Source organism: Halobacillus sp. ABR2_026 (assembly GCF_056158545.1).
The window spans coordinates 625095-646962 of sequence record NZ_JBSWTM010000001.1 but is presented as its reverse complement, the minus strand read 5'-3'; the positions used below and the strand labels follow the sequence as shown (position 1 = coordinate 646962).

General features: G+C 46.3%; 19 protein-coding genes. 7 read left to right on the top strand and 12 right to left on the bottom strand.

Going from position 1 to position 21868, the window contains the following annotated elements; genetic code table 11:
- Nucleotide 1: 1 nt before the first annotated feature.
- Both dhbC and dhbA read right to left on the bottom strand, forming a co-directional pair.
- Nucleotides 2–1162: an isochorismate synthase DhbC gene (gene dhbC / locus ACXADE_RS03340; RefSeq protein ID WP_474982189.1), complete on the bottom strand. Its 1161-nt coding sequence runs from the start codon at nt 1160–1162 to the stop codon at nt 2–4.
- A gap of 22 nt (nt 1163–1184) precedes the next feature.
- On the bottom strand, nt 1185–1940 hold the full coding sequence (gene dhbA, locus ACXADE_RS03335; RefSeq protein ID WP_474979096.1) for a 2,3-dihydro-2,3-dihydroxybenzoate dehydrogenase: 756 nt from the start codon (nt 1938–1940) through the stop codon (nt 1185–1187).
- Between the two features lie 402 nt (nt 1941–2342).
- Between dhbA and ACXADE_RS03330 the strand changes: the two genes are divergently transcribed.
- From ACXADE_RS03330 to ACXADE_RS03300, 7 genes are all read left to right on the top strand, one after another.
- The gene (locus ACXADE_RS03330; protein WP_474979095.1) at nt 2343–3320 is read left to right on the top strand and encodes an iron-hydroxamate ABC transporter substrate-binding protein; all 978 of its coding nucleotides are present in this window, start codon (nt 2343–2345) and stop codon (nt 3318–3320) included.
- A gap of 20 nt (nt 3321–3340) precedes the next feature.
- Complete coding sequence (locus tag ACXADE_RS03325) at nt 3341–4345, top strand: FecCD family ABC transporter permease (RefSeq protein WP_474979094.1); 1005 nt, start codon at nt 3341–3343, stop codon at nt 4343–4345.
- The gene (locus tag ACXADE_RS03320; protein WP_474979093.1) at nt 4338–5357 is read left to right on the top strand and encodes a FecCD family ABC transporter permease; all 1020 of its coding nucleotides are present in this window, start codon (nt 4338–4340) and stop codon (nt 5355–5357) included. Before ACXADE_RS03325 ends, ACXADE_RS03320 begins: the two co-directional genes overlap by 8 nt.
- Before the next feature lie 38 nt (nt 5358–5395).
- Complete coding sequence (locus ACXADE_RS03315; protein WP_474979092.1) at nt 5396–6211, top strand: ABC transporter ATP-binding protein; 816 nt, start codon at nt 5396–5398, stop codon at nt 6209–6211.
- A gap of 20 nt (nt 6212–6231) precedes the next feature.
- Nucleotides 6232–7053, top strand: a complete 822-nt coding sequence (locus ACXADE_RS03310) for an alpha/beta hydrolase (protein WP_474979091.1) — start codon at nt 6232–6234, stop codon at nt 7051–7053.
- A gap of 201 nt (nt 7054–7254) precedes the next feature.
- A complete protein-coding gene (locus tag ACXADE_RS03305; protein ID WP_474979090.1) occupies nt 7255–7410 on the top strand; it encodes a hypothetical protein in 156 nt (51 codons plus the stop codon).
- 161 nt (nt 7411–7571) lie between these two features.
- Nucleotides 7572–7871 carry a hypothetical protein gene (locus ACXADE_RS03300; RefSeq protein ID WP_474979089.1) on the top strand — a complete coding sequence of 100 codons (300 nt, stop codon included), beginning with the start codon at nt 7572–7574 and terminating at the stop codon, nt 7869–7871.
- A gap of 153 nt (nt 7872–8024) precedes the next feature.
- Here the strand turns inward: ACXADE_RS03300 and ACXADE_RS03295 are convergent, their stop codons facing one another.
- The 10 genes from ACXADE_RS03295 to pruA all read right to left on the bottom strand — a co-directional run bounded on the left by ACXADE_RS03295 (nt 8025) and on the right by pruA (nt 21527).
- Nucleotides 8025–8312, bottom strand: a complete 288-nt coding sequence (locus ACXADE_RS03295; RefSeq protein ID WP_474979088.1) for a YkvS family protein — start codon at nt 8310–8312, stop codon at nt 8025–8027.
- Between the two features lie 776 nt (nt 8313–9088).
- Nucleotides 9089–9850: an IS21-like element helper ATPase IstB gene (gene istB / locus ACXADE_RS03290; RefSeq protein WP_474979087.1), complete on the bottom strand. Its 762-nt coding sequence runs from the start codon at nt 9848–9850 to the stop codon at nt 9089–9091.
- Nucleotides 9847–11079 (bottom strand): IS21 family transposase, encoded by a 1233-nt coding sequence (gene istA / locus ACXADE_RS03285; RefSeq protein ID WP_474982188.1) that lies wholly within the window; start codon nt 11077–11079, stop codon nt 9847–9849. Before istA ends, istB begins: the two co-directional genes overlap by 4 nt.
- A 379-nt stretch (nt 11080–11458) precedes the next feature.
- Nucleotides 11459–12841, bottom strand: a complete 1383-nt coding sequence (gene rlmD / locus ACXADE_RS03280; protein WP_474979086.1) for a 23S rRNA (uracil(1939)-C(5))-methyltransferase RlmD — start codon at nt 12839–12841, stop codon at nt 11459–11461.
- A 264-nt stretch (nt 12842–13105) separates the two neighbouring features.
- Entirely contained in the window at nt 13106–14026 is a 921-nt protein-coding gene (locus ACXADE_RS03275; protein WP_474979085.1) for a diacylglycerol kinase, read from the bottom strand.
- 153 nt (nt 14027–14179) lie between these two features.
- Complete coding sequence (gene gatB / locus ACXADE_RS03270; protein WP_474979084.1) at nt 14180–15610, bottom strand: Asp-tRNA(Asn)/Glu-tRNA(Gln) amidotransferase subunit GatB; 1431 nt, start codon at nt 15608–15610, stop codon at nt 14180–14182.
- Nucleotides 15607–17079: an Asp-tRNA(Asn)/Glu-tRNA(Gln) amidotransferase subunit GatA gene (gene gatA / locus ACXADE_RS03265; RefSeq protein WP_474979083.1), complete on the bottom strand. Its 1473-nt coding sequence runs from the start codon at nt 17077–17079 to the stop codon at nt 15607–15609. The genes gatB and gatA overlap by 4 nt, the downstream gene beginning before the upstream one ends.
- A 12-nt stretch (nt 17080–17091) precedes the next feature.
- Nucleotides 17092–17382, bottom strand: a complete 291-nt coding sequence (gene gatC / locus ACXADE_RS03260; RefSeq protein ID WP_089651494.1) for an Asp-tRNA(Asn)/Glu-tRNA(Gln) amidotransferase subunit GatC — start codon at nt 17380–17382, stop codon at nt 17092–17094.
- Nucleotides 17383–17968: 586 nt separating this feature from the next.
- Nucleotides 17969–19480 (bottom strand): sodium/proline symporter PutP, encoded by a 1512-nt coding sequence (putP, locus tag ACXADE_RS03255; RefSeq protein ID WP_474979082.1) that lies wholly within the window; start codon nt 19478–19480, stop codon nt 17969–17971.
- Between the two features lie 496 nt (nt 19481–19976).
- Nucleotides 19977–21527 carry an L-glutamate gamma-semialdehyde dehydrogenase gene (gene pruA, locus ACXADE_RS03250; protein ID WP_474979081.1) on the bottom strand — a complete coding sequence of 517 codons (1551 nt, stop codon included), beginning with the start codon at nt 21525–21527 and terminating at the stop codon, nt 19977–19979.
- Between the last annotated feature and the right edge of the window lie 341 nt (nt 21528–21868).

Below are 21868 nucleotides of genomic sequence, written 5' to 3'. Positions count from 1 at the left end.
TTCAGCTTTCAACGCCCATGGCTCGAAGCATGGTTTGGAATTTTGCCGTCGTTTCTTTCAACTCATCCTCCGGTACAGACCCTTTGACGACTCCTGCTCCTGCATAAAGGTCGACCTTATGATCACTCACTTCCGCACAACGGATGGTAACGATCCATTCTCCATCGCCCTTCCAGTCATTCCAACCGACCATTCCTGTGAAAAATCCGCGGGAAAAAGGTTCGATCTCCTCGATCTTGTTCCGGGCCTCAAGGGTAGGCTGTCCACAGACCGCCGGGGTCGGATGTAGAGAAGCGGCCATTTCCACGGAGCTCGTGCCTTCATCTTTCACTACTCCAACGACAAGTGTGGACAAATGCCACATCGTCTCGGTTTGAATCAAAGACGGGCGTTCCGGGACATCCAATGTAGAGCAGTAAGGCTCAAGGGCTCGACGGACGGATTCAACGACGACGGCATGCTCGTGCAGATCCTTGGCAGATTCCATCAGTTCTTCAGCCCTGCGCTGGTCTTCGACTGGATCTTCACTTCGCGGCCGGGAACCTGCGAGAGGGTTTGAAAACACGGCATTTCCTTTTTTCGATAACAAGAGTTCAGGGCTTGCTCCGATGAGGGTGCTGTCCTCCTGCCCCTCTAATGGTGCTGCGAAAGTGTACCCTCGAAGATTATGTTTTTCGAGATTCTTCAGTAACTGGGTACGGTTAATATCCTCTTGCGAAGTAAGGGACAGCGACCTTGCCAGTACGATTTTGCTCAGGTCCCCTCTTTCAATAGCCTCCAGGCCTTGACGGACACCGTCTTCATACTTTTCAGGAGCTGGATGCGGACGGAGTTCGTAGTTCATGAATGGCGCTGCTTCTTCGACCTGCTCGTTGGAATCGCTGCTTTGCTGCCATTCTTCGGGGATTCTCAACCTGTGCGAATGATCAGGATGGAACGGAACGACTCCAACGACAACAGGGGAAGGATGGCCTTCTCCTTTCACACGTTCCAGCGTCCTGCGGACATTTTCTGCCAACGACTGTTCCGGTTCCTCATCAACTTTTGTATAGATTCCTTTTCCCAGGTAGGTCTGATCCGGAGACGACAGGAAGAAGTCTCCCTTTTCAACGTCTTCGATCAGTGCTTTCTTTTCCTGCTTTACTTTTAGTGATTGATACATGTCATGCACCTTCCCTTCGTCTTTAAACACCTAAAGTAGCTCCTCCATCGACGCAGATATCCTGCATGGTTATATGAGAAGCAAGATCCGACATCAGAAACAGGACAATCCCTGTAACGTCCTTGGGCTGCCCGATTTTCTGCAGCGGAATCCCAACTTTATAATCATCCATCGATCCTGCGATCGTTGCTTCTGCTCCTGATTCATCCTTCCACAACTGTCTGAGCATATCGGTATCAGTAGAACCCGGTGATACGACATTGCAGCGGATATTATGGGCGGCTAGTTCTAAGCCGAGGCATTTCGTAAACTGAGTGGCCGCTGATTTCGATGCGGCGTAAGCGGCCATCGAAACCCTCGGCATACGGCCCGCATTCGAACTGACAGTGACAATCGATCCCTGGTTCCTTGAGATCATCCGGTTACTGACTGCCCGCGAAACGAGGAAAACACCTGTCGTATTCACAGCGAATGTCTCGTCCCACTCCTGCTTACTCATCGTTTCCACTTTATTTAAATGAAGCTTACCAGCGACATTAACGAGGGTATCAATGGCCCCCACTTCCTCTTCTACTTGAGAAACGACGGCCTCCACCGCCTCTTCATCGGTAATATCCATAGAGTAAGGCTGTATATTTTCATGTTGCATGATGCTATCCGGTTCCCGGTCCACAGCCGCAACGATGACTCCAGCCCGGGCCAGTTCACCGATGATCTGCTTTCCGATCCCACCGGCCGCTCCTGTAACAAGAGCGACTTTTCCAAGAAATTCATCCATGTGTGTATCTCATACCTTTCCAAATCATTTTGAGAATGATTATCAGTTTCATCAACGTATGTTCCAAATGATAACCATTCTCACCGAAGGAAATCAACCAATTTTCGCAAAGTTTTTGTGAATTGGAAGAAAAGACCTATACCTAAAGCATTAATTTTCCAAGTGGTAAATGATAGTTCTACCATTTAAAACCCTTGTCACCACAGGGGTTAATCTCTTCAACAGCTTCTCTCCCATTGAATTTTTTGAAAAAAGACGGTTGAAAACCATTCTCAATAAAGTTATAGTTGAAAATGATTATCACTATCGTTTGTTTATGCACTCTCTTTCTGTTACATAGAAAGGCGCCACTTGTCAGCAGAAGGGTGAGAATATAAACGAAACCAATTAGGAGGAAATGATATGAAGAAAATTTGGCTGATCGGGATGATTGCCATCCTGTCTCTATTTATAACGGCCTGCAACAGCACAGATAGTGCTTCAGGTGAGAATGATAAGGAAGACAAAGAAGAAAAGACAGAAACAACAGCATCTGAAGAAGGTACTCAAACGATCACATACTTAGAAGAAGATTATGAAGTGCCAGCTAACGTAGAAGATATTGCAACAGCGAGTCTTGAATCGATGGAAGATGCTGCAGTACTTGGTGTGAAGCCGATGGCGACGATCACCTACGGCGGAGAGATTCCTGAGTATGTATCGAAAGAACTGGAAGGTGCGGAAGACATCGGCTCCAAGCGTCAGCCAAGCCATGAAAAACTATTGGAACTGCAGCCGGACGTCATTCTCGGTACATCGAAATTCCAGCCGGAAGTGGCTGAGAACTTGAACAAAGTAGCTCCGATGTTCCCTGTTTCCCATATCTCTTCGAACTGGGAAGAAAACTTGAAGCTGATGGGTAAATTGACAGGGAAAGAAGATCAAGCCGAGGATGTCATCAAGACTTACAAAGATGATGCAGCTGCCTTACAGGAAGAAATCAAGTCGAACGTGGAAGGCAAGAAGATCATGATGGTCCGCATTCGTGGCGGCAGCATCTACGTGTATCCGGAAGATACGTACTTCAACCCTGTCCTTTATAGTGACCTCGGCATTTCTGTACCTGAAGAACTAGGTGCCGTCGAAGCACAGGAAATGATCACGATTGAAAAATTGGCCGAAGTCAATCCTGACATTCTTTTCGTCCAATTTGCGGACAACGAAAACCCTGATACACCACAAGCCTTGGAAGATCTGCAGAACAACCCGATTTGGCAGAGTATGAACGCTTCCAAAAACGATCAAGTATTTGTAAACGCTGTGGACCCGATGGCTCAAGGTGGTACAGCATGGAGCAAGACGGCATTCCTGGAAGTTGCGAAAGAAAAACTGACTAAGTAAATGTAAAGGTGCGTTCCCAGATGAGAAAAAAACTTGTCCCCTCTATTATTTTATACGCGGCTCCGGTCCTCATTTTGGGGACCGTTCTTTTATCCATCATTCTCGGGGCGAAAGAGATCAGCGCAGCCACCGTTTTTGAAGCGCTTTTTCATTATGATCCGTCCAATATCAATCATACGATCATCATGACCTCTCGTTTCCCCCGGGTGATCGGGGCTCTTCTCGTCGGGGCGTTCCTTGCCATTTCCGGCGCCCTTATGCAGGGGATGACCAGGAACTACCTGGCTTCCCCTTCCATCATGGGGGTATCGGATGGTTCAGCTTTTGTCATAACCTTGTGCATGGTGTTCGCACCAGCGCTGACCCCTTATCAATTAGTCATCTTTTCTATGCTGGGGTCCGCCCTCGGCACAGCCATCGTTTTCGGGTTCGGTTCCCTGATCAGGAACGGCCTGTCCCCCGTACGACTAGCCATCATCGGTACCGTTATCGGTACATTCTTAAGCAGCGTATCTGCAGCCATCGCTTCTTATTTTGAAATCTCCCAGAATATCAGTTTCTGGTATAACGCAAGGCTGCATCAAGTCGATATCGAAGTGTTGAAGCTGGCTGTGCCGCTTGGAGCCGTCGGATTTCTGATGGCGCTGCTCATTTCCAAATCGATTACGATCCTGTCCCTTGGAGATGAGGTATCCACGACATTAGGACAGCGAACGCTCCTTGTAAAAGCCCTCGTCATGATTTCAGTCGTGCTCTTAACAGGAACTTCTGTCGCATTGGTCGGAAAAGTCGGCTTCGTCGGTCTGATCATCCCCCATATCACAAGGTATATCGTGGGCATCGACTACAAATGGGTCATTCCGTGCACTACCATCATCGGGGCGCTATTTCTCGCGTGGAGCGACGTGATCAGCCGCTTCATCAACGACCCTTTCGAAACCCCGATCGGTGTCGTAACCGCCTTGATCGGGGTTCCATTCTTCCTCTACCTCATCCGCACGAGAGGAGGAAAAAGCTATGTCTAAATCATCGAAAACGACGTTTGGTCTCGTCTTATCCGTCCTTCTGATTCTGACCATCGCTATGGTATTCATCAGTATCGGATACGGCACCTACGAACTCAACATCCAGGATATCGCACGGTCCCTGTTACGAATCGATCCAGTGGCTGAACATGATCTCGTCATTTTCGATTTCCGGCTGCCCCGGATCGTCATTGCCGGACTTGTCGGATTCGGACTGGGAATCGCCGGTGCTGTCCTCCAAGGGATTACGAAAAACGGCCTTGCCGATCCCGGAATTTTAGGAATCAATGCAGGAGCGGGCGCTTTCATAGTGCTCTTCATGTTCTTCTTCCAAAATCAATGGGACCTTACAGGCTGGAAAGCGGTCATGATCCAGCCGATATTCGGACTCATCGGAGGTTTGCTGGCCGCTTTCATCATCTACACCTTTGCGTTGAAAAACGGCACACTGGACCCGCAGCGACTACTTCTGACGGGGATTGCGATCGGATCAGGTTTCGGAGCCTTCACTCTGTTCCTTTCGTTAAAAATGAACGCAGCCGATTTTGAAATGGCGACGGTATGGCTTTCCGGAAGTATTTACAGCGCAAATTGGATATTCATCCTGTCTATGCTGCCGTGGATGATGTTTTTAGTGCCCGTCATTATTAAAAAAGCGCCGATCCTGGATTACTTCCAGCTGGAAGAATCGAGCATGAAGAGCCTCGGCTTTTCTGTTGAGCGTGAAAAAGGCATCCTGCTGCTCAGCAGCATCGGCCTCGTCAGTGCTTGTGTTTCCGTGTCCGGAAGTATCGGCTTTATCGGATTGATGGCTCCCCATATCGCCAGACGCCTCGTCGGCATCCATCATAAACGGATGATCCCGATCTGCGGAGCCCTCGGCATGCTGCTGGTCATGATTTCAGACTTTATCGCTAAAAATGCCTTTGCACCTGTAGAAATTCCAGTAGGGATCGTCATATCCATCATCGGGGTCCCTTATTTCCTCTACTTGCTGTTAAAAATGAGATGACCCTTTCTGTTGGGAACCTAAAAAGGAGGACGTCAACGATGACGATTTTACGAGCAGAACAGATCGAGACGCGCTATGAAAACCACACCGTCCTGAAAGATTTGGACCTCACGATCGAAGAAGGAAAGATCACAACGATCATCGGTCCGAACGGCTGTGGGAAATCGACCCTGTTGAAAACGATGGGGCGGATTCTCAAGCAGAAAAAAGGCTCCATTTTCCTTCAGGAGCAAAACCTGAACCAACTGTCGACGAAAAAAATAGCGAAGCACTTATCGCTGCTCCCTCAACACCCGGTCGCTCCCGGCGAGCTTACGGTCGAAGAACTGATCTCTTACGGCCGCTTCCCTCACCGGAAAAACTTGAACAAGCTGTCACCCGAGGATAAAGAAACGATCGAGTGGGCGATGGATATTACCCGCACCACTCCGTTCCGAGAACGCGACCTAGGCACGTTATCCGGTGGTCAGAAACAAAAGGTATGGCTCGCCATGGCTCTTGCCCAGCGAACCGATGTCCTGTTACTTGATGAGCCCACGACTTACCTGGATATGGCTCACCAGTATGAAGTATTGAAAATCGTCGAAGAACTGAACCAGTATCATGCGTGCACCGTTGTCATGGTGCTTCACGATATCAACCATGCGGCTCGATTTTCTGATGAGATCGTCGCTATGAAACAAGGGGAGGTGGCCATGACCGGTGCACCGAAAGACATCATTACCGAGGACATTCTCCGGGAGGTCTTCCAAATTGATGCCCGGATCATGATCGATCCCCATAACGGCGCGCCCGTCTGTTTCGGTTACGAGAGCGCCCAGATTCAGGAAGAAAAAATAAAAGCTTACGTATAACAGAAGGAGGCCACTCGCTCATGCATTTCAAAGCAACCAAGCCACGCAGCAGCACGAACACCGACCATTGGGAGACCCATTCCAAAAACAACGACCTCCCCTATCATATTTTCGTCTCCAAACCTCAAGGCGAAGCACCGGAAGAAGGCTATCCCGTCATTTATGTCTTGGACGGCAATGCCTTTTTCCAGCCGGTCCAGGACATGGTACGCCTTCAGTCCAGAAGGTCTGATAAAACCGGCGTCCTGCCTGCTATTACCGTTGGCATCGGTTATCCATCAGATACCGACTTTGTCATGGACCGTAGATTCAAAGACTTGACTCCACCCTCTCAGGAAGGTGCGGAGCCATTGACCAAACCAGACGGAAAACCTTGGCCGGAACACGGCGGAGGCGACCTCTTTCATCAATTCATCGTGGAAGAACTTCAACCGTTCATCCAGGAGCAATACCCGGTCAACGCAGAAAAACAAATCCTTTTCGGCCACTCCCTCGGTGGTTTGTACACGTTGTACACCCTCTTCCAGAACCCGGATGCCTTTCAAGGATACATCGCTACCAGTCCATCCATCTGGTGGGATGAAAAAGAAGTATTAGCGTATCGCGCTGGCTTCGTTGAAAATCTCGGAAACTACTCCAGCGTAAAGCGTCTGTTCATGACGGTCGGCTCTGATGAGAGAGGACACATGGTAGCAGATGCCCGGCAACTTTCCCAGGAGCTCTCCACCGTTTCTCACGAGCAGTTTCAAATGGATTACCGGGAAGCAGAGGGGGAGAACCACCTTTCCGTTGTCCCCACAACGTTAAGCCGCGCCCTCCGGTTTGTGAATGATGCGATCTAAACCAAACAAGCAGGGGAGCTCTCCCCTGCTTGTCTTTTCATGAATGCACCCTTCTTTTTCCCATCCTCTTGCCATAAACTGAAAACGGCACGGCCCTGTGACCCTTCCCTCTATTTTATTTGTTCAATATCCTGTATATTTTATAGTAGATAGGAAAATAAAGAACCGGCCACCGGCTTAAACAAACAGGAGGCGAGTCCTATGGATCATCCCACTCGTGAAGAATTTGAACGGTTAAAAAGAGAAGTCGAGCAGTTGAGACAAACCAAAAATGACAAAACAAAAACGGAAATGACCGCTATCATTTCCGGTGCAGCCATTGCCATTACAGCACTGATCGGTCTCTTCTGGATTTAACCGAGACCAATAGAATCCAGGAACCTTAAGGGCCACCCCTTAAGGTTCTTATTCCGTTCAGCAAGTGAGCATGCTTTTAACGTGCTCTTCTAACGTGATAAAGTGAAAGAAATACTCTTCAGGGAGGGCCATTCCCCCTGTATACGAAGGAGGAATGCTGCATGGATCGAAGCCGGGAAGAAGAAGTGATTCGTAACTATCAAAAAGGTGAAAAAATGATGATTCTCCTTTTTGCCCAGTGGTGTATCAACCATGACCTGGATTCTCTAGCGATTTATCAAGAAGCCTATCCCCACCAGGAGAAAAACAAAGAATTGGTCGATGCCCTGGAGCTGACCGTCCCGAAGCAGGAGTCCGACCCTATTGATTCTGAAACGCTGCTTGAGGTGCTGTCTCTTTATGGGAACGACGATCTTGCTTTTGTTGCTGCTGAGTTGATCAATCGCAAGAAATTGAAGTAAGCCCTGTTTCTCCTAATCAATCGTTAAACCATCTGTGAGATTGAGGAAAACCGATTAGTGTTAAAGTCTCCGGCACAATATTATAGAGAATCACAGAACCCACAAAAAAATCATCATACTTCATAAGTATGATGATTTTTTTATGTGCTGAACTTACTTGTCACGACGTTTTTTAATGCTGTAGTTTGTATGAGCAACGACTGTTTTTTCGAAATCAAAGTTGCGCTCGTCGAAATCATCCATAATCGTCATATCGCAAACCACAGAGTTTTGTAAATTAACAGAAGTTACGACAGCTTCAACCTGTTGGCCGTCTTTTTGGAAAGTGATGATATCGCCTATCGTTGCTTTTTCCTCTTCTTTTACTTTCTGTTCTTCTTCTGAGTTTTTCTTTTTAAACGCAGCATCAACTAAATTTTTGCTCACATTTTCATCTGCCATAAGAAATTCCCCTTCCTAGTGAATGTAATGTAGTTACGCTTGGGTTGGTGTTACGATTTTGGCCAAGGATTTGCTTATCTATACCCTTCATCAAGTCCCGTCATTCCCATTTAAGTATTACTCGTACACGATTCTTTTTTGGGAAGAACAGGGCAACGCACCTTACCTCAAGTACCCTGCCTTTCAAAGAATATAACTTTTTCCCCGTTAACGTTCCTTTTGCCTAAATCGCATTTTTTCCTAAGGATACATTCAATGATAAAAGTACCAGACCCCCACCACACTTTATCAGGAATTCACTGATGTTCAATAGGTTACCATCAAAAAACCCCTGGCACTAAAATGTGCCAGGGAAAACTAAACAACTTAGGTGACCCAACCAGATAGAATTATCCTTGATTGGAAATTTTTCTAAATTGAGACTTTCTCGCAGGACAATTCTTGTGAGAATTCGTTTCCTATCCAGTGAATTCCAACTTCCCTTCCATTTCTCTTCCGTAAAGGAGTTGAAGCTTTTATCAAGGGAATTCTCATCTTTTCCTTACTTACTCAACCTTCGACCCAATATTGCCAGGGAAATCACTTTTCCTACACTTCCCCACCTGTCCAGGATCCTTAGGCTGGTTGTATTATCTGTCGCTTTAAAAACCGTTGTTCATCTTAGACATTCTTTGACCGGCTGGGGTCTTTGTTCGTTAGGAAACGAACTCGCGATGGTTGAGCTGTCAACAACGGTTTAAAATTCCCTGTTTTCAACGGATACAAATTCCCTATTATCAGTGGATTTTGGCTGGCTGTATGCCAGCCTTTTTCTTTTCCCTCAGACGATAAGAGTCTCCTTTAATATTAAAGGTCGTGGAATGATGGATTAGACGATCCAGTATGGCCGTTGCTAAAACTTCATCTCCAAAGATCTTACCCCATTCAACGTACGATTTATTTGAAGTGATAATCATCGCTCCATGTTCGTATCTTCTTGATATGATTTGGAAAAGTGTGTGCGCGCTTAGCTCATCGAAACTGAAGTAACCTAATTCATCAATAATTAGTAATTCTGGTCGACTATATCTTTTAATAATCCGTTGGATTAACCCTTGTTTCTCTGCCTTTTGACACTCAGCTATAAAATCATTGGCTGTGATAAAAAGTGCTTGGTGTCCATTCGTGATAGCTTCAAAAGCCATGGAAATGGCTAAATGTGTTTTCCCTACTCCAGGTGGTCCTAGAAGTAGGATGTTATCTCCATTATGGATGTATCTACCCGATAAGACTTCTTTCACTCTTCGTTCGTCAATACTAGGTTGAAAACTGAAGTCGAAGTCATGAATACTCTTGATGTAAGGAAGCTTCGCTTTCTTTAGACGCTTATCTAAAGCTGCTTTTTCCTTTTGTTCAATTTCCTGGGATAATAGCGTGATTAAGAAGTCCGAATATGGTACATTATTTTTAGATGCGTCTTCAAGCAGACCATCTATTTGATCGGCGGTGTAATGCCAACCGATTTCTTCTAAGCGTTCAACTAAAAGGTCTGTGGTCATGATTGATCACATCCTTCTAGTTGCTCATAAATTTGAAGGGAACGTTGTTCTACTTCAATATCAGGGGACTGTAAACGGCTGTGGGTCGGCAAACCATCAGTAGTCGGTTGCAGTCCTTTATAATGTTCAAGATTTATATGATCTCTTACCTTTCCAGTCATAATAGGGTGTTTAGCTACACATTCATAATGGTCATAAATTTCTAAATGATGATCTAATGTTTCTTTTATCTTCAATTCTTGTCCAACGTACCGAAAGGGTACTGAATACCTCTTACCGAGATAAGAAATAAAGCAATCCTTACTCACTTTTCTAATTTCCCAATGATGAATAGGGAATAATGGTTTCGTATTTGAAGTCATTAAATGCTTTTGTTCATGCTGGAAACGAGTATGAGGTGATTCAAGCGTTGTCTGATGAACCTTACGGTTTGCTACTTGATCTAACCACACTCTTACATTTTCATTTAATGCTTTTAACGTAGGTTCATGCTTGCGCTGCAGAAAGTTCTTCTTTAAGTATCCAACAACATTTTCTACCTTTCCCTTTGTTTGTGGTCGGTGTGGTTTACATGCCTTTGGAACAATTCCATAGTAAGCTAAAAATTCTTCGAACTTCCGATTGAATCTGATTTCGATTGGGCTATGCCTGATAACAGCAGTTTTCATATTGTCATATAAAATTTGCTCAGGAACTCCATTGAAATAAGCAAAGGCATTCATATGGCACTTCATTAACGTTTCTAAATCCATGCTGTCTGTAAACTCTACATATTTAAGCCTCGAATAACTTAGTAAAATCACAAAAGCATAAATATCCTTTATTTCACCATCAACTTCGAATTTACCAATGTGTCCCCAATCCATCTGAGCTTGTTTCCCAGGAGGAGTCTCGTATCTGATAGTAGCTTGCTTTTTTGGTCGCACCCTGTATGGTCGAATGAAATCCCGGAGGATTGTCATTTTGCCATCGTACCCCATAGATGTAATCTCTTCTAATAATACGGTGCAGTTAGTGGTGCCCTCCTTCATGCGTTTCTCTAAGTAACCTTTGAAGGGATCTAGCTTACTACCTTTTCTAGGTACTTTCTTCATCTTTGGTAATTCTTCAGATTTTATGTACTTCCTAATAGTTTTTGGGTCAAAGCCAGTCTCGTTAGAGATAGCTGTGATTGACCACCCTTTTTGAAATAATTCTCTAATCATTATGAATTCCCCAATCTTGATCATCACTTCTACACTCCATATCTTTATCTAGTATAGAAATGATTATCTGTTATTATTGGGGAATTTGGAACCGTTGTTATTAGGGATTTTACCACCGTTGCTTACAGAGCCACCTAAGTTGTTTATATTTATCTTCTTTACACTTTTATTATATCACCCTTTTTTAATTGGGGAGGGGGAAGTTGTGCCAAATTTGCAAACGCTTACTTTTTTTCTGTTGATACCTCCTTCATTTTTTTATTTAATTCTCTTCTTTTTAAAACTATAAAAAAGCATTAGGTGTTCACCTAATGCTTTCGATATCAACTATGGAAATCCACGGACCCATTTTCACTCGGTGCAACGTCCAACGTAAATACAGACTCTAAATAGGTTCAATGGTTTACTTTTCTTTCTTCTCCAACCACGTCACACACTCCACATGGCTCGTCTGCGGGAACATATCAACAGGCTGAACTTCCTTCGTCTCATACCCGCCATCTTCAAGAATACGCAAGTCACGAGCAAGTGTCGACGGATTACAGGATACATAAACGATGCGCTCCGGTTCCATATCAAGCATCGCCTTCAACAGCTCTTCATCACAACCCTTACGCGGTGGATCGACAACGATGACATCGGGACGCAGTCCCTGGTTGCGCCACCATGGCATAAGCTCTTCCGCTTGTCCAACATAGAACTCTGCGTTCTCCATCTTGTTTAGACGCGCATTTTTCTTCGCATCGGTTACAGCTTCAGGTACGATTTCAACGCCGTACACTTTCTTCGCTTTTTGAGCGAGGAACAAGGAAATGGTTCCAATACCGCAGTACGCGTCAATGACGGTCTCCCCACCTCTTAAATCGGCATAGTCTAGCGCCTGGTCATAAAGTTTCTTCGTCTGGGTCGGGTTGACCTGGTAGAACGACTTCGGTGAGATCATGAATCGGATATCGCCGATCGTGTCATAAATGTACTCATCGCCCCAGATGATGTTCGTCTCTTTACCAAGGATGACATTCGTTTTTGCACTGTTGACGTTATGGACGATCGATTTCACGTTTGGAAACGCATCGCGGATCTCATCGATCATTTTGTCTTTGTGCGGAAGCTTTTTCGTTTTTGTGACGAGTACAATCATAATGTCCTTCGTATTCTGACCGGTACGGACCATGATGTGTCTCAGAACGCCACGGTGAGTCTGTTCGTCATAGGCATCAATTCCGTGCTTGGATGCGATGCGGCGGACGGTTTCAACCATGCGATCGTTCATTTCGTCCTGGATCAGACATGTGTCCATGTCGATGATGTTGTGGCTTCGTTTCTGGTAGAAACCAGTCATCAATTCGCCGTCTTCTTTCTGCCCGACAGGAATCTGGACTTTGTTCCGGTAACGCCACGGGTCCTCCATACCGACTGTCGGGTGGACAGGAACATGCTCGAGATGTCCGATTTTCTTCATGTTGTCTTTTACTTGCTTCTGTTTCATATCGAGCTGCATTTGGTAGCTCATATGCTGAAGCTGGCAGCCGCCGCACTGATAGAACACATCACATGGCGGCTCGACACGGTCTTCACTTGCTTCTGTCACGTTCACCAGCTTGCCAAAGCCGAAGTTCTTTTTCACTTTGACGACTTTCACTTCGGCCTTTTCACCTGGAAGGCCATACGGTACGAAAAGTGGATAACCATCGACTTTCCCTACCCCATTGCCTTCGTGGGTCAAATCTTCAAAGCTGAGTTCAATCGTCTCGTTCTTCTGTACCGGCGGTTTCGGTTTCGCCATTGTTCATCCGTCCTTTATCTATATACTCTAACCGTAGTTTATCATAACATTTAGTGCGGAGTCGCCCCGGGTAGCTGCGACAAGCATAAGGACAACGGAACTGAAAAGTGATCTTCCTTTTCAGAGCCGGTAGCCTTATGACCTCGAGCAGCTGGGCGACGCAGCCGGATATATCTAAATGCGGAGTCGCCCTGAGTAGTTAGACAGCAACCACTCACAAACAAAACAAAAGAACGCCACTGTCTCAAACAGCAGCGCTCCCCATTATTCTTCTTCGTCCGTTTCTTCTTCTTTAAATTTATCTTCCGGAACAAAAAACTCCAGATGTCTGTATAAATTGACAAATTCCCCGGGCAATAATCCACCGAATTCCCCGTCGATATTCAACTGCATCTTTTCATCTGTCTTCACTTTCACACGGCTTGCGGTCGTGTGGATGAATTTCGGATGATTCAAATGGTTACCCTGGATGGCTAGTGTCGCTAAACGGACGAATTCTGCGATGTTCATTTTTTCAATGATCATCAGGTCGAAAAGTCCGTCATCCATACGGGCGGATGGCGCCAGTTTTTCGAGGCCGCCGACAGAGTTGGTATTGCTGACGAGGAACAGCATGATCTCACCTTCATACCATTTGCCGTCATACTCCATCTCGACGTGTGTCGGACGGATGGATGGCAGCATCTCAATGCCTTTTAAGTAGTAGGCAAGCTGCCCGATCATCGTCTTCAGCTTACTTGGTACTTCGTAAGAGATTTCGGTTATTTTACCGCCACCGGCGATGTTCATAAAGTATTGGTCGTTGACACGGCCGATATCGAGCGGATGGCTGTAGCCTTCCAGGATGATATCCACCGCCTTATGGATGTTTCTCGGTACGTGCAAAGCACGGGCGAAATCGTTCGTTGTCCCGACTGGAATGATGCCGACTTTCGGTTTATGCGTTTTTTCGGCAAGTCCGTTGATCACTTCGTTGATGGTTCCGTCTCCCCCGGCTGCGACTACGAGGTCGAATTCTCGTTCGACAGCATATTCAGCAGCTTTGACGGCATCACCAGCACAAGTTGTTGCATGCGTAGAGGTTTCATACCCGGACTGTTCGAATCGCTGCAGTATATCCGGGAGAACCTTGCGGATGACTTCTCTTCCAGAGGTCGGGTTATATATTATTCGGGCACGTTTCATCGTGTATGACCCCCTTTTCTATCCAAGCGTTCCATTCTACATCATAGCGTGTTTTCCTGGAATTGCAAACCATTTTTATAGTATATGATGGCAAGTCCTAAACCATACGAAAGCACGCACCGACAAGTGCGTGCTTTCGTTATATTCGAGCGTTTAGCGCTTTTCCATTTCTGCAAGGATGATCTTATTGACCATCGGCGGGTTCGCTTGTCCTTTAGTCTCTTTCATTACTTGACCGACAAGGAATCCAAGGGCTTTATCTTTTCCATTCTTGAAGTCTTCGATGGACTGTGGGTTGTTGTCCATGATGCCGACGACGATTTCCGTCAGCTGGCCCTCGTCGGAAATCTGCACAAGTCCTTTATCCTTAACGATCTTCTCAGGATCGCCGCCTTTTTCTACTAGCTCTGTGAAGACTTTCTTCGCGATCTTGGAACTGATCGTTCCGTCTTCGATCAGCTGGATCATCTTCGCAAGAGAAGCTGGTGTCAGCTCAAGCTCATGAAGTTCTTTGTAGTGCTTGTTCATGTAAGCTGATACTTCACCCATCAACCAGTTGGATGCCTGCTTGATGTCCGCTCCTTCAGCGATTGTTTCTTCGAAGAAGTCGGAAAGCTCTTTGTTGTTAGTTAGAACCATCGCATCGTACTCTGGAAGTTTCAGCTCTTCGATGTACCGCTTCTTACGGGCATCTGGAAGCTCAGGAATTTCGGCACGGATGCGCTCTTTCCAAGCTTCATCGATGTGTAGCGGGACAAGATCCGGCTCTGGGAAGTAACGATAGTCGTCAGAACCTTCTTTGACACGCATCAGAATCGTTTCTTTCGTCTGCTCATCGTAACGACGAGTCTCCTGAAGGATTTCTCCTCCGGATAACAATTCTTTCTGCTGACGCTTCTCTTCGAATTCCAAGCCTTTTTGGACAAAGGAGAAGGAGTTCAAGTTCTTAAGCTCTGTCTTCGTTCCGAACTCTTCCTGACCGATCGGGCGGATGGAAAGGTTAGCGTCACAACGTAGGGAACCTTCTTCCATCTTACAGTCGGAAACGCCTGTATACTGGATGATGTTTTTCAAGGCTTCCAAGTACGCGTACGCTTCTTTCGGTGAACGGATGTCCGGCTCAGATACGATTTCAACGAGCGGCGTTCCTTGACGGTTATAGTCGACAAGAGAGTAGCCGTCATCGCTGTGGGTCAGCTTACCAGCATCTTCTTCCATGTGAAGACGCGTAATGCCGATACGCTTCTTCTTGCCATCGACTTCGATGTCAATGTATCCATTCTCCCCGATCGGCTGATCAAACTGGGAGATTTGGTAAGCTTTCGGGTTGTCCGGATAGAAGTAGTTTTTACGGTCGAACTTTGTGTCCGTCGCGATGTCACAGTTCAAAGCCATCGATGCTTTCATCGCAAAGTTGACGGCTTCTTCGTTCAACACCGGCAGCACACCAGGATAACCAAGGTCGATCGGGTTTACGTTCGTATTCGGATCATCTCCGAACATGTTCGGAGACGGGCTGAAGATTTTCGAGTCTGTTTTCAATTCTACGTGGACTTCAAGTCCGATAATCGTTTCAAAGTTCATGAGCGCGCACCTCCAAGGGACGGGCGTTGTTTATGATAATCAGTCGCCTGTTCGAAGGCATGAGCGGCACGGTAAACCGTACTTTCATCAAAGTGTTTTCCGATGATCTGAAGGCCGATCGGAAGACCGTCTCCAGAGAAACCGCATGGGATGGAGATTCCTGGTACGCCTGCAAGGTTAACCGGAATCGTCAAAATATCATTCGCGTACATCGTCATTGGGTCGTCGACTTTGTCCCCTACTTTGAAGGCAGGTGTCGGTGTTGTCGGCCCGATAATGACATCATAGTCTTCGAACACTTTTTCAAAATCGTTCTTGATCAATGTACGGACCTGCTGGGCTTTCTTGTAATATGCATCGTAGTAACCAGAACTTAGCGCGAATGTTCCAAGCATGATCCGGCGCTTCACTTCGTCACCGAAACCTTCGGCGCGGGACCGCATGAACATGTCGAGCATGTTTTTCGCATCATCGGCACGCTTACCATAACGGACACCGTCAAAACGGGCCAGGTTCGCAGATGCTTCCGAAGATGAAATCAGGTAGTACGTGGATAGCGCATACTTGGAGTGAGGAAGGGAAACTTCTTCCCACGTCGCGCCCATTTTTTCGTATTCGTTAAGAGCAGCTTTGACCGCTTCTTTCACTTCTTCAGAAACCCCTTCAGAAAGGTATTCTTTCGGTACACCGATCTTCATGCCTTTCACATCACCAGTCAGAGACTCCGTGTACTTCGGCACTTCAACGTTGGCAGAAGTCGAATCCATCTTGTCGTGACCAGCAATTGTCTCAAGCAGGAACGCGTTGTCTTCGACGCTGCGAGTGATTGGGCCGATCTGATCAAGAGAAGAGGCGAACGCGATCAGTCCGAAACGGGACACGCGGCCGTATGTCGGCTTCAATCCGACCACACCACAATAAGCGGCTGGCTGACGGATCGAACCACCTGTATCAGAACCTAGAGAATAAGGAACTTCCCCTGCCGCTACAGCTGCTGCAGAACCACCACTGGATCCACCTGGAACGTAATCGGTATTCCAAGGGTTACGAGCGGCTGCGTAGCTGGAGTTTTCGTTGGAAGAACCCATCGCGAATTCGTCCATGTTCAATTTTCCGATCGTCACGGACTTGGCGTCATTCAGTTTGTTGACAACGGTCGCGTCATACAATGGATCATCCAGGTTAGAAAGAATCTGGCTTCCTGCTGTCGTACGCAGTCCTTTGGTTACGATGTTGTCTTTCACACCGATAGGCAGACCAAAGAGCTTCGCATCGTCGTTGCCCCGCTCCTGATCAAGTTCTGCCGCCTGCTTCTTCGCTGCTTCTTTGTTCAGCGTGATGAAGGCCTGGACTTCTTCGTCCACTTCTTCGATTCGCTTGTAAGACTCCTCCACTAAGTCCGTGACGGAAATCTCTTTGTTATGTAGCTTCTCTTGAAGCTCACGTAATGTATAGTCAAATAAAGACATCGTCGAACCTCCTTATTCCAATACGGATGGCACTTTGAACTGTCCATCCTGCTTGTCCGGTGCATTTTTCAGTGCATCATCCTGAGAAATCCATTTCTTAGGCTCGTCCTTACGCATGACGTTCTTCAGGTCAAGAACGTGGGTCGTAGGCTCGACGCCTGTTGTATCTAATTCATTCAACTGTTCTGCATACGTGATGATATCATCAAGCTGCTTCGTGAATGTCGTTGCTTCTTCTTCCGTGATCGCAAGGCGCGCTAGATTCGCGACGTGCTTCACTTCCTCTTTGCTAATTCTGGACATAATGCGACCTCCATTTCGATCTCACATAATATATGATCATACCAAATATCAGAATCCATTTTCAACGTACGGATACACCTTTCTTAGTTTAACACATCAGAAGGGCGCTGTCTTATCACGAAAGTTTCCTCTTGCTGAGAGTGTTTCCGTTAATCTCAATCGTGCTTGAAGGTCCGGGGAACCACTCGCTTTCCATGGGCGTACGGTGAGCTTCCTCAGGCTAAAGCCATGCGGGATATGACCATGCACTCTATTCCCATAGGTGTCTCGCAATTCCCTTGCGTTGATGGGTAGAACGGAAAACTTGAAAGGTCATGCTTTAAGCAAAATGCTCTTCAGACTTATAACACTCTCCAATTTATTTAAGTACCGAAACCACACCAGAGACTAGGCTCATCATTGGAAAAGAAAAAAGGTTCAGGAATAATCTATTCCTGAATTTCTCATACCTTGTTTACAACAGGTGATTGGATTGATAGAGAATCATCAACCTCTCCTTGAAAGCGCATTCCCCTTTCATTCAAAAGGTCTTGATATTAAAAAAATCCCCGGTCATAGGACCGGGGATTCTGTAGTGAAGAACCTCTTACATTTTCGTAACTTTATCAAATTCTTCAGCGATATCTTTCGGTGGTTGACCAGAAAGACTCACAAGGATGGATACAAGACCTGCAAGGATGAAACCAGGTACGATTTCATAAAGGTCGAAGAATCCGCCGCTTAGGAAGTCTCCCCAAATTACAACGGTAACGGCTCCGACGATGATTCCGGCAAGGGCACCGTTACGTGTGATGCCTTTCCAGAATAGGGACAGGATGATAACGGGACCGAATGCGGCACCGAAACCTGCCCAAGCGTAAGAAACAAGACCAAGAACGGTACTGTCCGGGTTACCTGCAAGAAGCACGGCGATCAATGCGATACCGGCAACGGCAGCACGACCCACCCATACCAATTCTTTTTCAGAAGCGTTCTTACGGAAAATCGCTTTGTAGAAGTCTTCCGCTAGTGCAGAAGAAGATACAAGCAGCTGAGAGTCAATGGTACTCATGATTGCAGACAAGATCGCTGCCAACAGAATACCTGCAATGACTGGATGGAACAGAATCTGGGAGAATGTGATGAAGATCTTCTCCGAGTCGACAAGCATCTGAATGCCGCCCTCAGTCATGACTTCAGCATTGAATGTAGAAAGATCTGCTACATCCGCAGTGTTGATGTAAGCAAGTCCGAATAGACCTGTGAAGATGGCACCGTAAAGACCAAGAACCATCCAGCCAATACCGATCAGACGTGCTTTTGGTACGTCCTTAGGAGACCTAAGAGCCATGAAACGTACAAGGATGTGCGGCTGACCGAAGTAGCCAAGTCCCCATGCTAGAGAAGACAGGATCGCAAGAGCACCGACACCTTGAACCATGTTCAAGTGGGATGGATCGATTTGAGCGACAGCGTCTGTTGCAGCACTCCAGCCACCTAGTTCAGTAATCGCAACGATCGGCACCGCGATCAATGCGAAGAACATCAAGATACCTTGAACAAAGTCTGTCCAGCTTACGGCTAGGAAGCCACCTAGGAAAGTATAGGAAATAGTAACAATTGCGCCTAACCATAAAGCCTGTGTATAGCTTAATGCAAAGGAAGCTTCAAACAGCTTCGCACCGGCAACCATACCGGAAGATGTATAGAAGGTGAAGAATAAAAGAATGACAAATGCAGAAATGACACGTAATACGTGGGAATGATCACGGAAGCGGTTCTCAAGATAGTCTGGAACAGTAATCGAGTCATTCGCAATCTCCGTAAATACACGAAGTCGGCGTGCGACGAACTGCCAGTTTAAGTATGCACCAATAGCAAGACCGACACCGATCCAAGCTGCGGATAATCCTCCCGCATAAATCGCACCAGGCAGACCTAGCAGCAACCAACCACTCATATCGGATGCACCGGCAGATAGTGCGGCAACTCCTGGACCTAAACGACGACCACCTAAGACATAGTCAGATAAATCACTTGTTAGACGGTATGCAGCAAAACCAATTCCAAGCATACCGATTAAATAGACAATAAACGTTATTAACGTTGCAGTACTCATGTTTTGTTATTCGCTCCTCTCAGTGAATAGTGTAATGATAGATAGAATAATTAAAATTGGCATTGGTACAAATAACCAGAACCATGTTGCTCCAGCGATGGTTGCTGATGTTGCAGTAGCGAGTTCAAACACATTTCCACCTCCCAGATGTTGGTTTATACAATCCTATGCAAATCGTACCGACGCATGGTTCTTAAGTCTCAAAGACTTGAAAAAACCAAATACAGGTACAACTATATCATATAACTTTTGTACGAACATTGCAAAAATTGTGTGAATAAGTCATAATTGAATTTTTATTCGTTAAATTCGTATAAAAATACACATATGTGTCATTTTTATGATAAACATTCACAAAATTTATTTTAATTAATTTTCAAGGGGTCCAAAAAAATGGGGATATCGCCCCTTTTCTTGTCGTCGTTAGTATGTTCCTTTTTTCATGAAAAATCCCTTTCCACTTTCATGTGGAAAAGGGATTTTATGGGTCTTATTTTTATAGCATTTCAGAGGTCGTTTTGCCCTGCATATGATGAATAAGGTAATCAGGTCCGCCGGCCTTGGAATCCGTCCCTGACATATTGAATCCGCCAAATGGATGGTAACCGACGATCGCTGCCGTACAGCCGCGGTTGAAGTACAAGTTACCAACATGGAAATCCTCCCGGGCCTTTTCAATGTGGTCACGGTTGTTGGATATGACGGCTCCCGTCAGGCCGTACTCCGTGTTGTTCGCGAATTCAATCGCCTCATCGAAGGATTTCGCTTTACTGAATCCGACCACAGGTCCGAAGATTTCCTCCTGCATGAGACGGGCTTCTGGATCTAGATCAGCAAAAACTGTCGGGGCGACGAACCAGCCTTTGCTGTCGTCTCCTTTACCACCGGCCATCAGCCTGCCTTCTTCTTTTCCGATGTCAATATAATCCATGATCTTGTCGTAAGCGCCCTGATCAATCACAGGACCCATGTAATGACTGTTGTCCGTCGGATCCCCGTAGTTCACCTGTTCCTTCGTCTTTTGAACGACACGGTCGAGGAGTTCGTCATAGACATCTTCATGAGCGATGACACGTGAGCACGCCGAACACTTCTGACCGGAGAAACCAAACGCGGAATACGTAATCGCATCGGCCGCAAGCTCAAGATCGGACTCCTTGTCGACGACAATGGTATCTTTTCCGCCCATTTCAATGATCGTACGCTTCAGCCACTTTTGACCTTCGTGAACTTTCGCTGCCCGCTCGAACAAACGAGTTCCGACTTCGCGGGAGCCCGTAAAGCTGATGAAGCGTGTACGCGGGTGATCGACAAGATAATCACCAACTTCTTTTCCGCTGCCCGGGATGTAGTTGACGACCCCTTTCGGCATGCCCGCTTCCTCCAACACTTCCATCATCTTATAGGCAATGATCGGCGTCGCGCTCGCTGGTTTCAGAAGAACAGTGTTTCCGGAAACCATCGCAGCCACCGTCGTTCCGCACATGATGGCAAAAAGGAAGTTCCACGGGGAAATAACGACCCCAACGCCCAGTGGGATATAGTGGAATCTGTTGTTTTCAATCGGACGGGAGTTGATTTCCACGCCTTTATCGATTTCAAGCATCTGCCGCCCATAAAACTCCAGGAAGTCGATCGCTTCAGCTGTATCCGCATCCGCTTCTTTCCACGGCTTTCCGCCTTCTTTAATGAGATGGGCCGTGAATTCATGCTTGCGCCGACGTACAATAGCCGCGGCACGGAACAGAATGTCCGCACGGAACTGCGCTTTCGTCTTCCGCCACCACTCGAACGTTTCGTCAGCGACCTGATGGGCTTTTTCCGCCAGATCCTGATTCGCCTTCGCCACGTATCCGATCACTTCTTTTTTATTGGCCGGATTGACGACTTCGATTTTATCATCCGTCATGATCCGCTCCCCGCCAATGATGAGGGGATACTCTTTTCCAAGGTCCGCTTCCACCTGCTTGATCGCAGCCTGCATCGCTTTCCGATTTTCTTCCACTGTAAAATCAGTAAATGGTTCGTGTTTGTAAGGGACTACCATTAAAACCGCCTCCTTGAAGAGTAAAATGGGTGACGCTATGTAATTATTTGAAAATTACCACATTAATCGTTTCCATAACTATTCTATCGTAATGGTTAATCTAGTTCAATCGATTGAGACTGATTTCGACGCAAATATTCTACTGTGTAAAAGTGAGTTCAAACATTTGCGTGTTTCATCAAAAATCCTCGTTATTTTTCTGTTTTTGTCGAAATCCCCTTCATCCTTCAACCCGTTTCCCTTTTCTTGAGAATTAAGTTTAAAGACGCTTTCGGATTTTGTTGCTTCCACTATCCAATTGTTGTAGGCAAAGTGGTCTGAATCAATTTTTCACATCCTTC

What these genes read in the sequence shown, in the direction of transcription:
- rlmD (WP_474979086.1), bottom strand. Translation starts at nt 12,841, where the DNA reads ATGGCGAAACCGAAACCGCCGGTACAGAAGAACGAGACGATTGAACTC.
- ACXADE_RS03315 (WP_474979092.1), top strand. Translation starts at nt 5,396, where the DNA reads ATGACGATTTTACGAGCAGAACAGATCGAGACGCGCTATGAAAACCAC.
- ACXADE_RS03300 (WP_474979089.1), top strand. Translation starts at nt 7,572, where the DNA reads ATGGATCGAAGCCGGGAAGAAGAAGTGATTCGTAACTATCAAAAAGGT.
- gatB (WP_474979084.1), bottom strand. Translation starts at nt 15,610, where the DNA reads ATGAACTTTGAAACGATTATCGGACTTGAAGTCCACGTAGAATTGAAA.
- ACXADE_RS03325 (WP_474979094.1), top strand. Translation starts at nt 3,341, where the DNA reads ATGAGAAAAAAACTTGTCCCCTCTATTATTTTATACGCGGCTCCGGTC.
- dhbC (WP_474982189.1), bottom strand. Translation starts at nt 1,162, where the DNA reads ATGTATCAATCACTAAAAGTAAAGCAGGAAAAGAAAGCACTGATCGAA.
- istB (WP_474979087.1), bottom strand. Translation starts at nt 9,850, where the DNA reads ATGACCACAGACCTTTTAGTTGAACGCTTAGAAGAAATCGGTTGGCAT.
- pruA (WP_474979081.1), bottom strand. Translation starts at nt 21,527, where the DNA reads ATGGTAGTCCCTTACAAACACGAACCATTTACTGATTTTACAGTGGAA.
- ACXADE_RS03310 (WP_474979091.1), top strand. Translation starts at nt 6,232, where the DNA reads ATGCATTTCAAAGCAACCAAGCCACGCAGCAGCACGAACACCGACCAT.
- gatC (WP_089651494.1), bottom strand. Translation starts at nt 17,382, where the DNA reads ATGTCCAGAATTAGCAAAGAGGAAGTGAAGCACGTCGCGAATCTAGCG.
- ACXADE_RS03275 (WP_474979085.1), bottom strand. Translation starts at nt 14,026, where the DNA reads ATGAAACGTGCCCGAATAATATATAACCCGACCTCTGGAAGAGAAGTC.
- istA (WP_474982188.1), bottom strand. Translation starts at nt 11,079, where the DNA reads ATGATCAAGATTGGGGAATTCATAATGATTAGAGAATTATTTCAAAAA.
- ACXADE_RS03320 (WP_474979093.1), top strand. Translation starts at nt 4,338, where the DNA reads ATGTCTAAATCATCGAAAACGACGTTTGGTCTCGTCTTATCCGTCCTT.
- putP (WP_474979082.1), bottom strand. Translation starts at nt 19,480, where the DNA reads ATGAGTACTGCAACGTTAATAACGTTTATTGTCTATTTAATCGGTATG.
- dhbA (WP_474979096.1), bottom strand. Translation starts at nt 1,940, where the DNA reads ATGGATGAATTTCTTGGAAAAGTCGCTCTTGTTACAGGAGCGGCCGGT.
- gatA (WP_474979083.1), bottom strand. Translation starts at nt 17,079, where the DNA reads ATGTCTTTATTTGACTATACATTACGTGAGCTTCAAGAGAAGCTACAT.
- ACXADE_RS03305 (WP_474979090.1), top strand. Translation starts at nt 7,255, where the DNA reads ATGGATCATCCCACTCGTGAAGAATTTGAACGGTTAAAAAGAGAAGTC.
- ACXADE_RS03295 (WP_474979088.1), bottom strand. Translation starts at nt 8,312, where the DNA reads ATGGCAGATGAAAATGTGAGCAAAAATTTAGTTGATGCTGCGTTTAAA.
- ACXADE_RS03330 (WP_474979095.1), top strand. Translation starts at nt 2,343, where the DNA reads ATGAAGAAAATTTGGCTGATCGGGATGATTGCCATCCTGTCTCTATTT.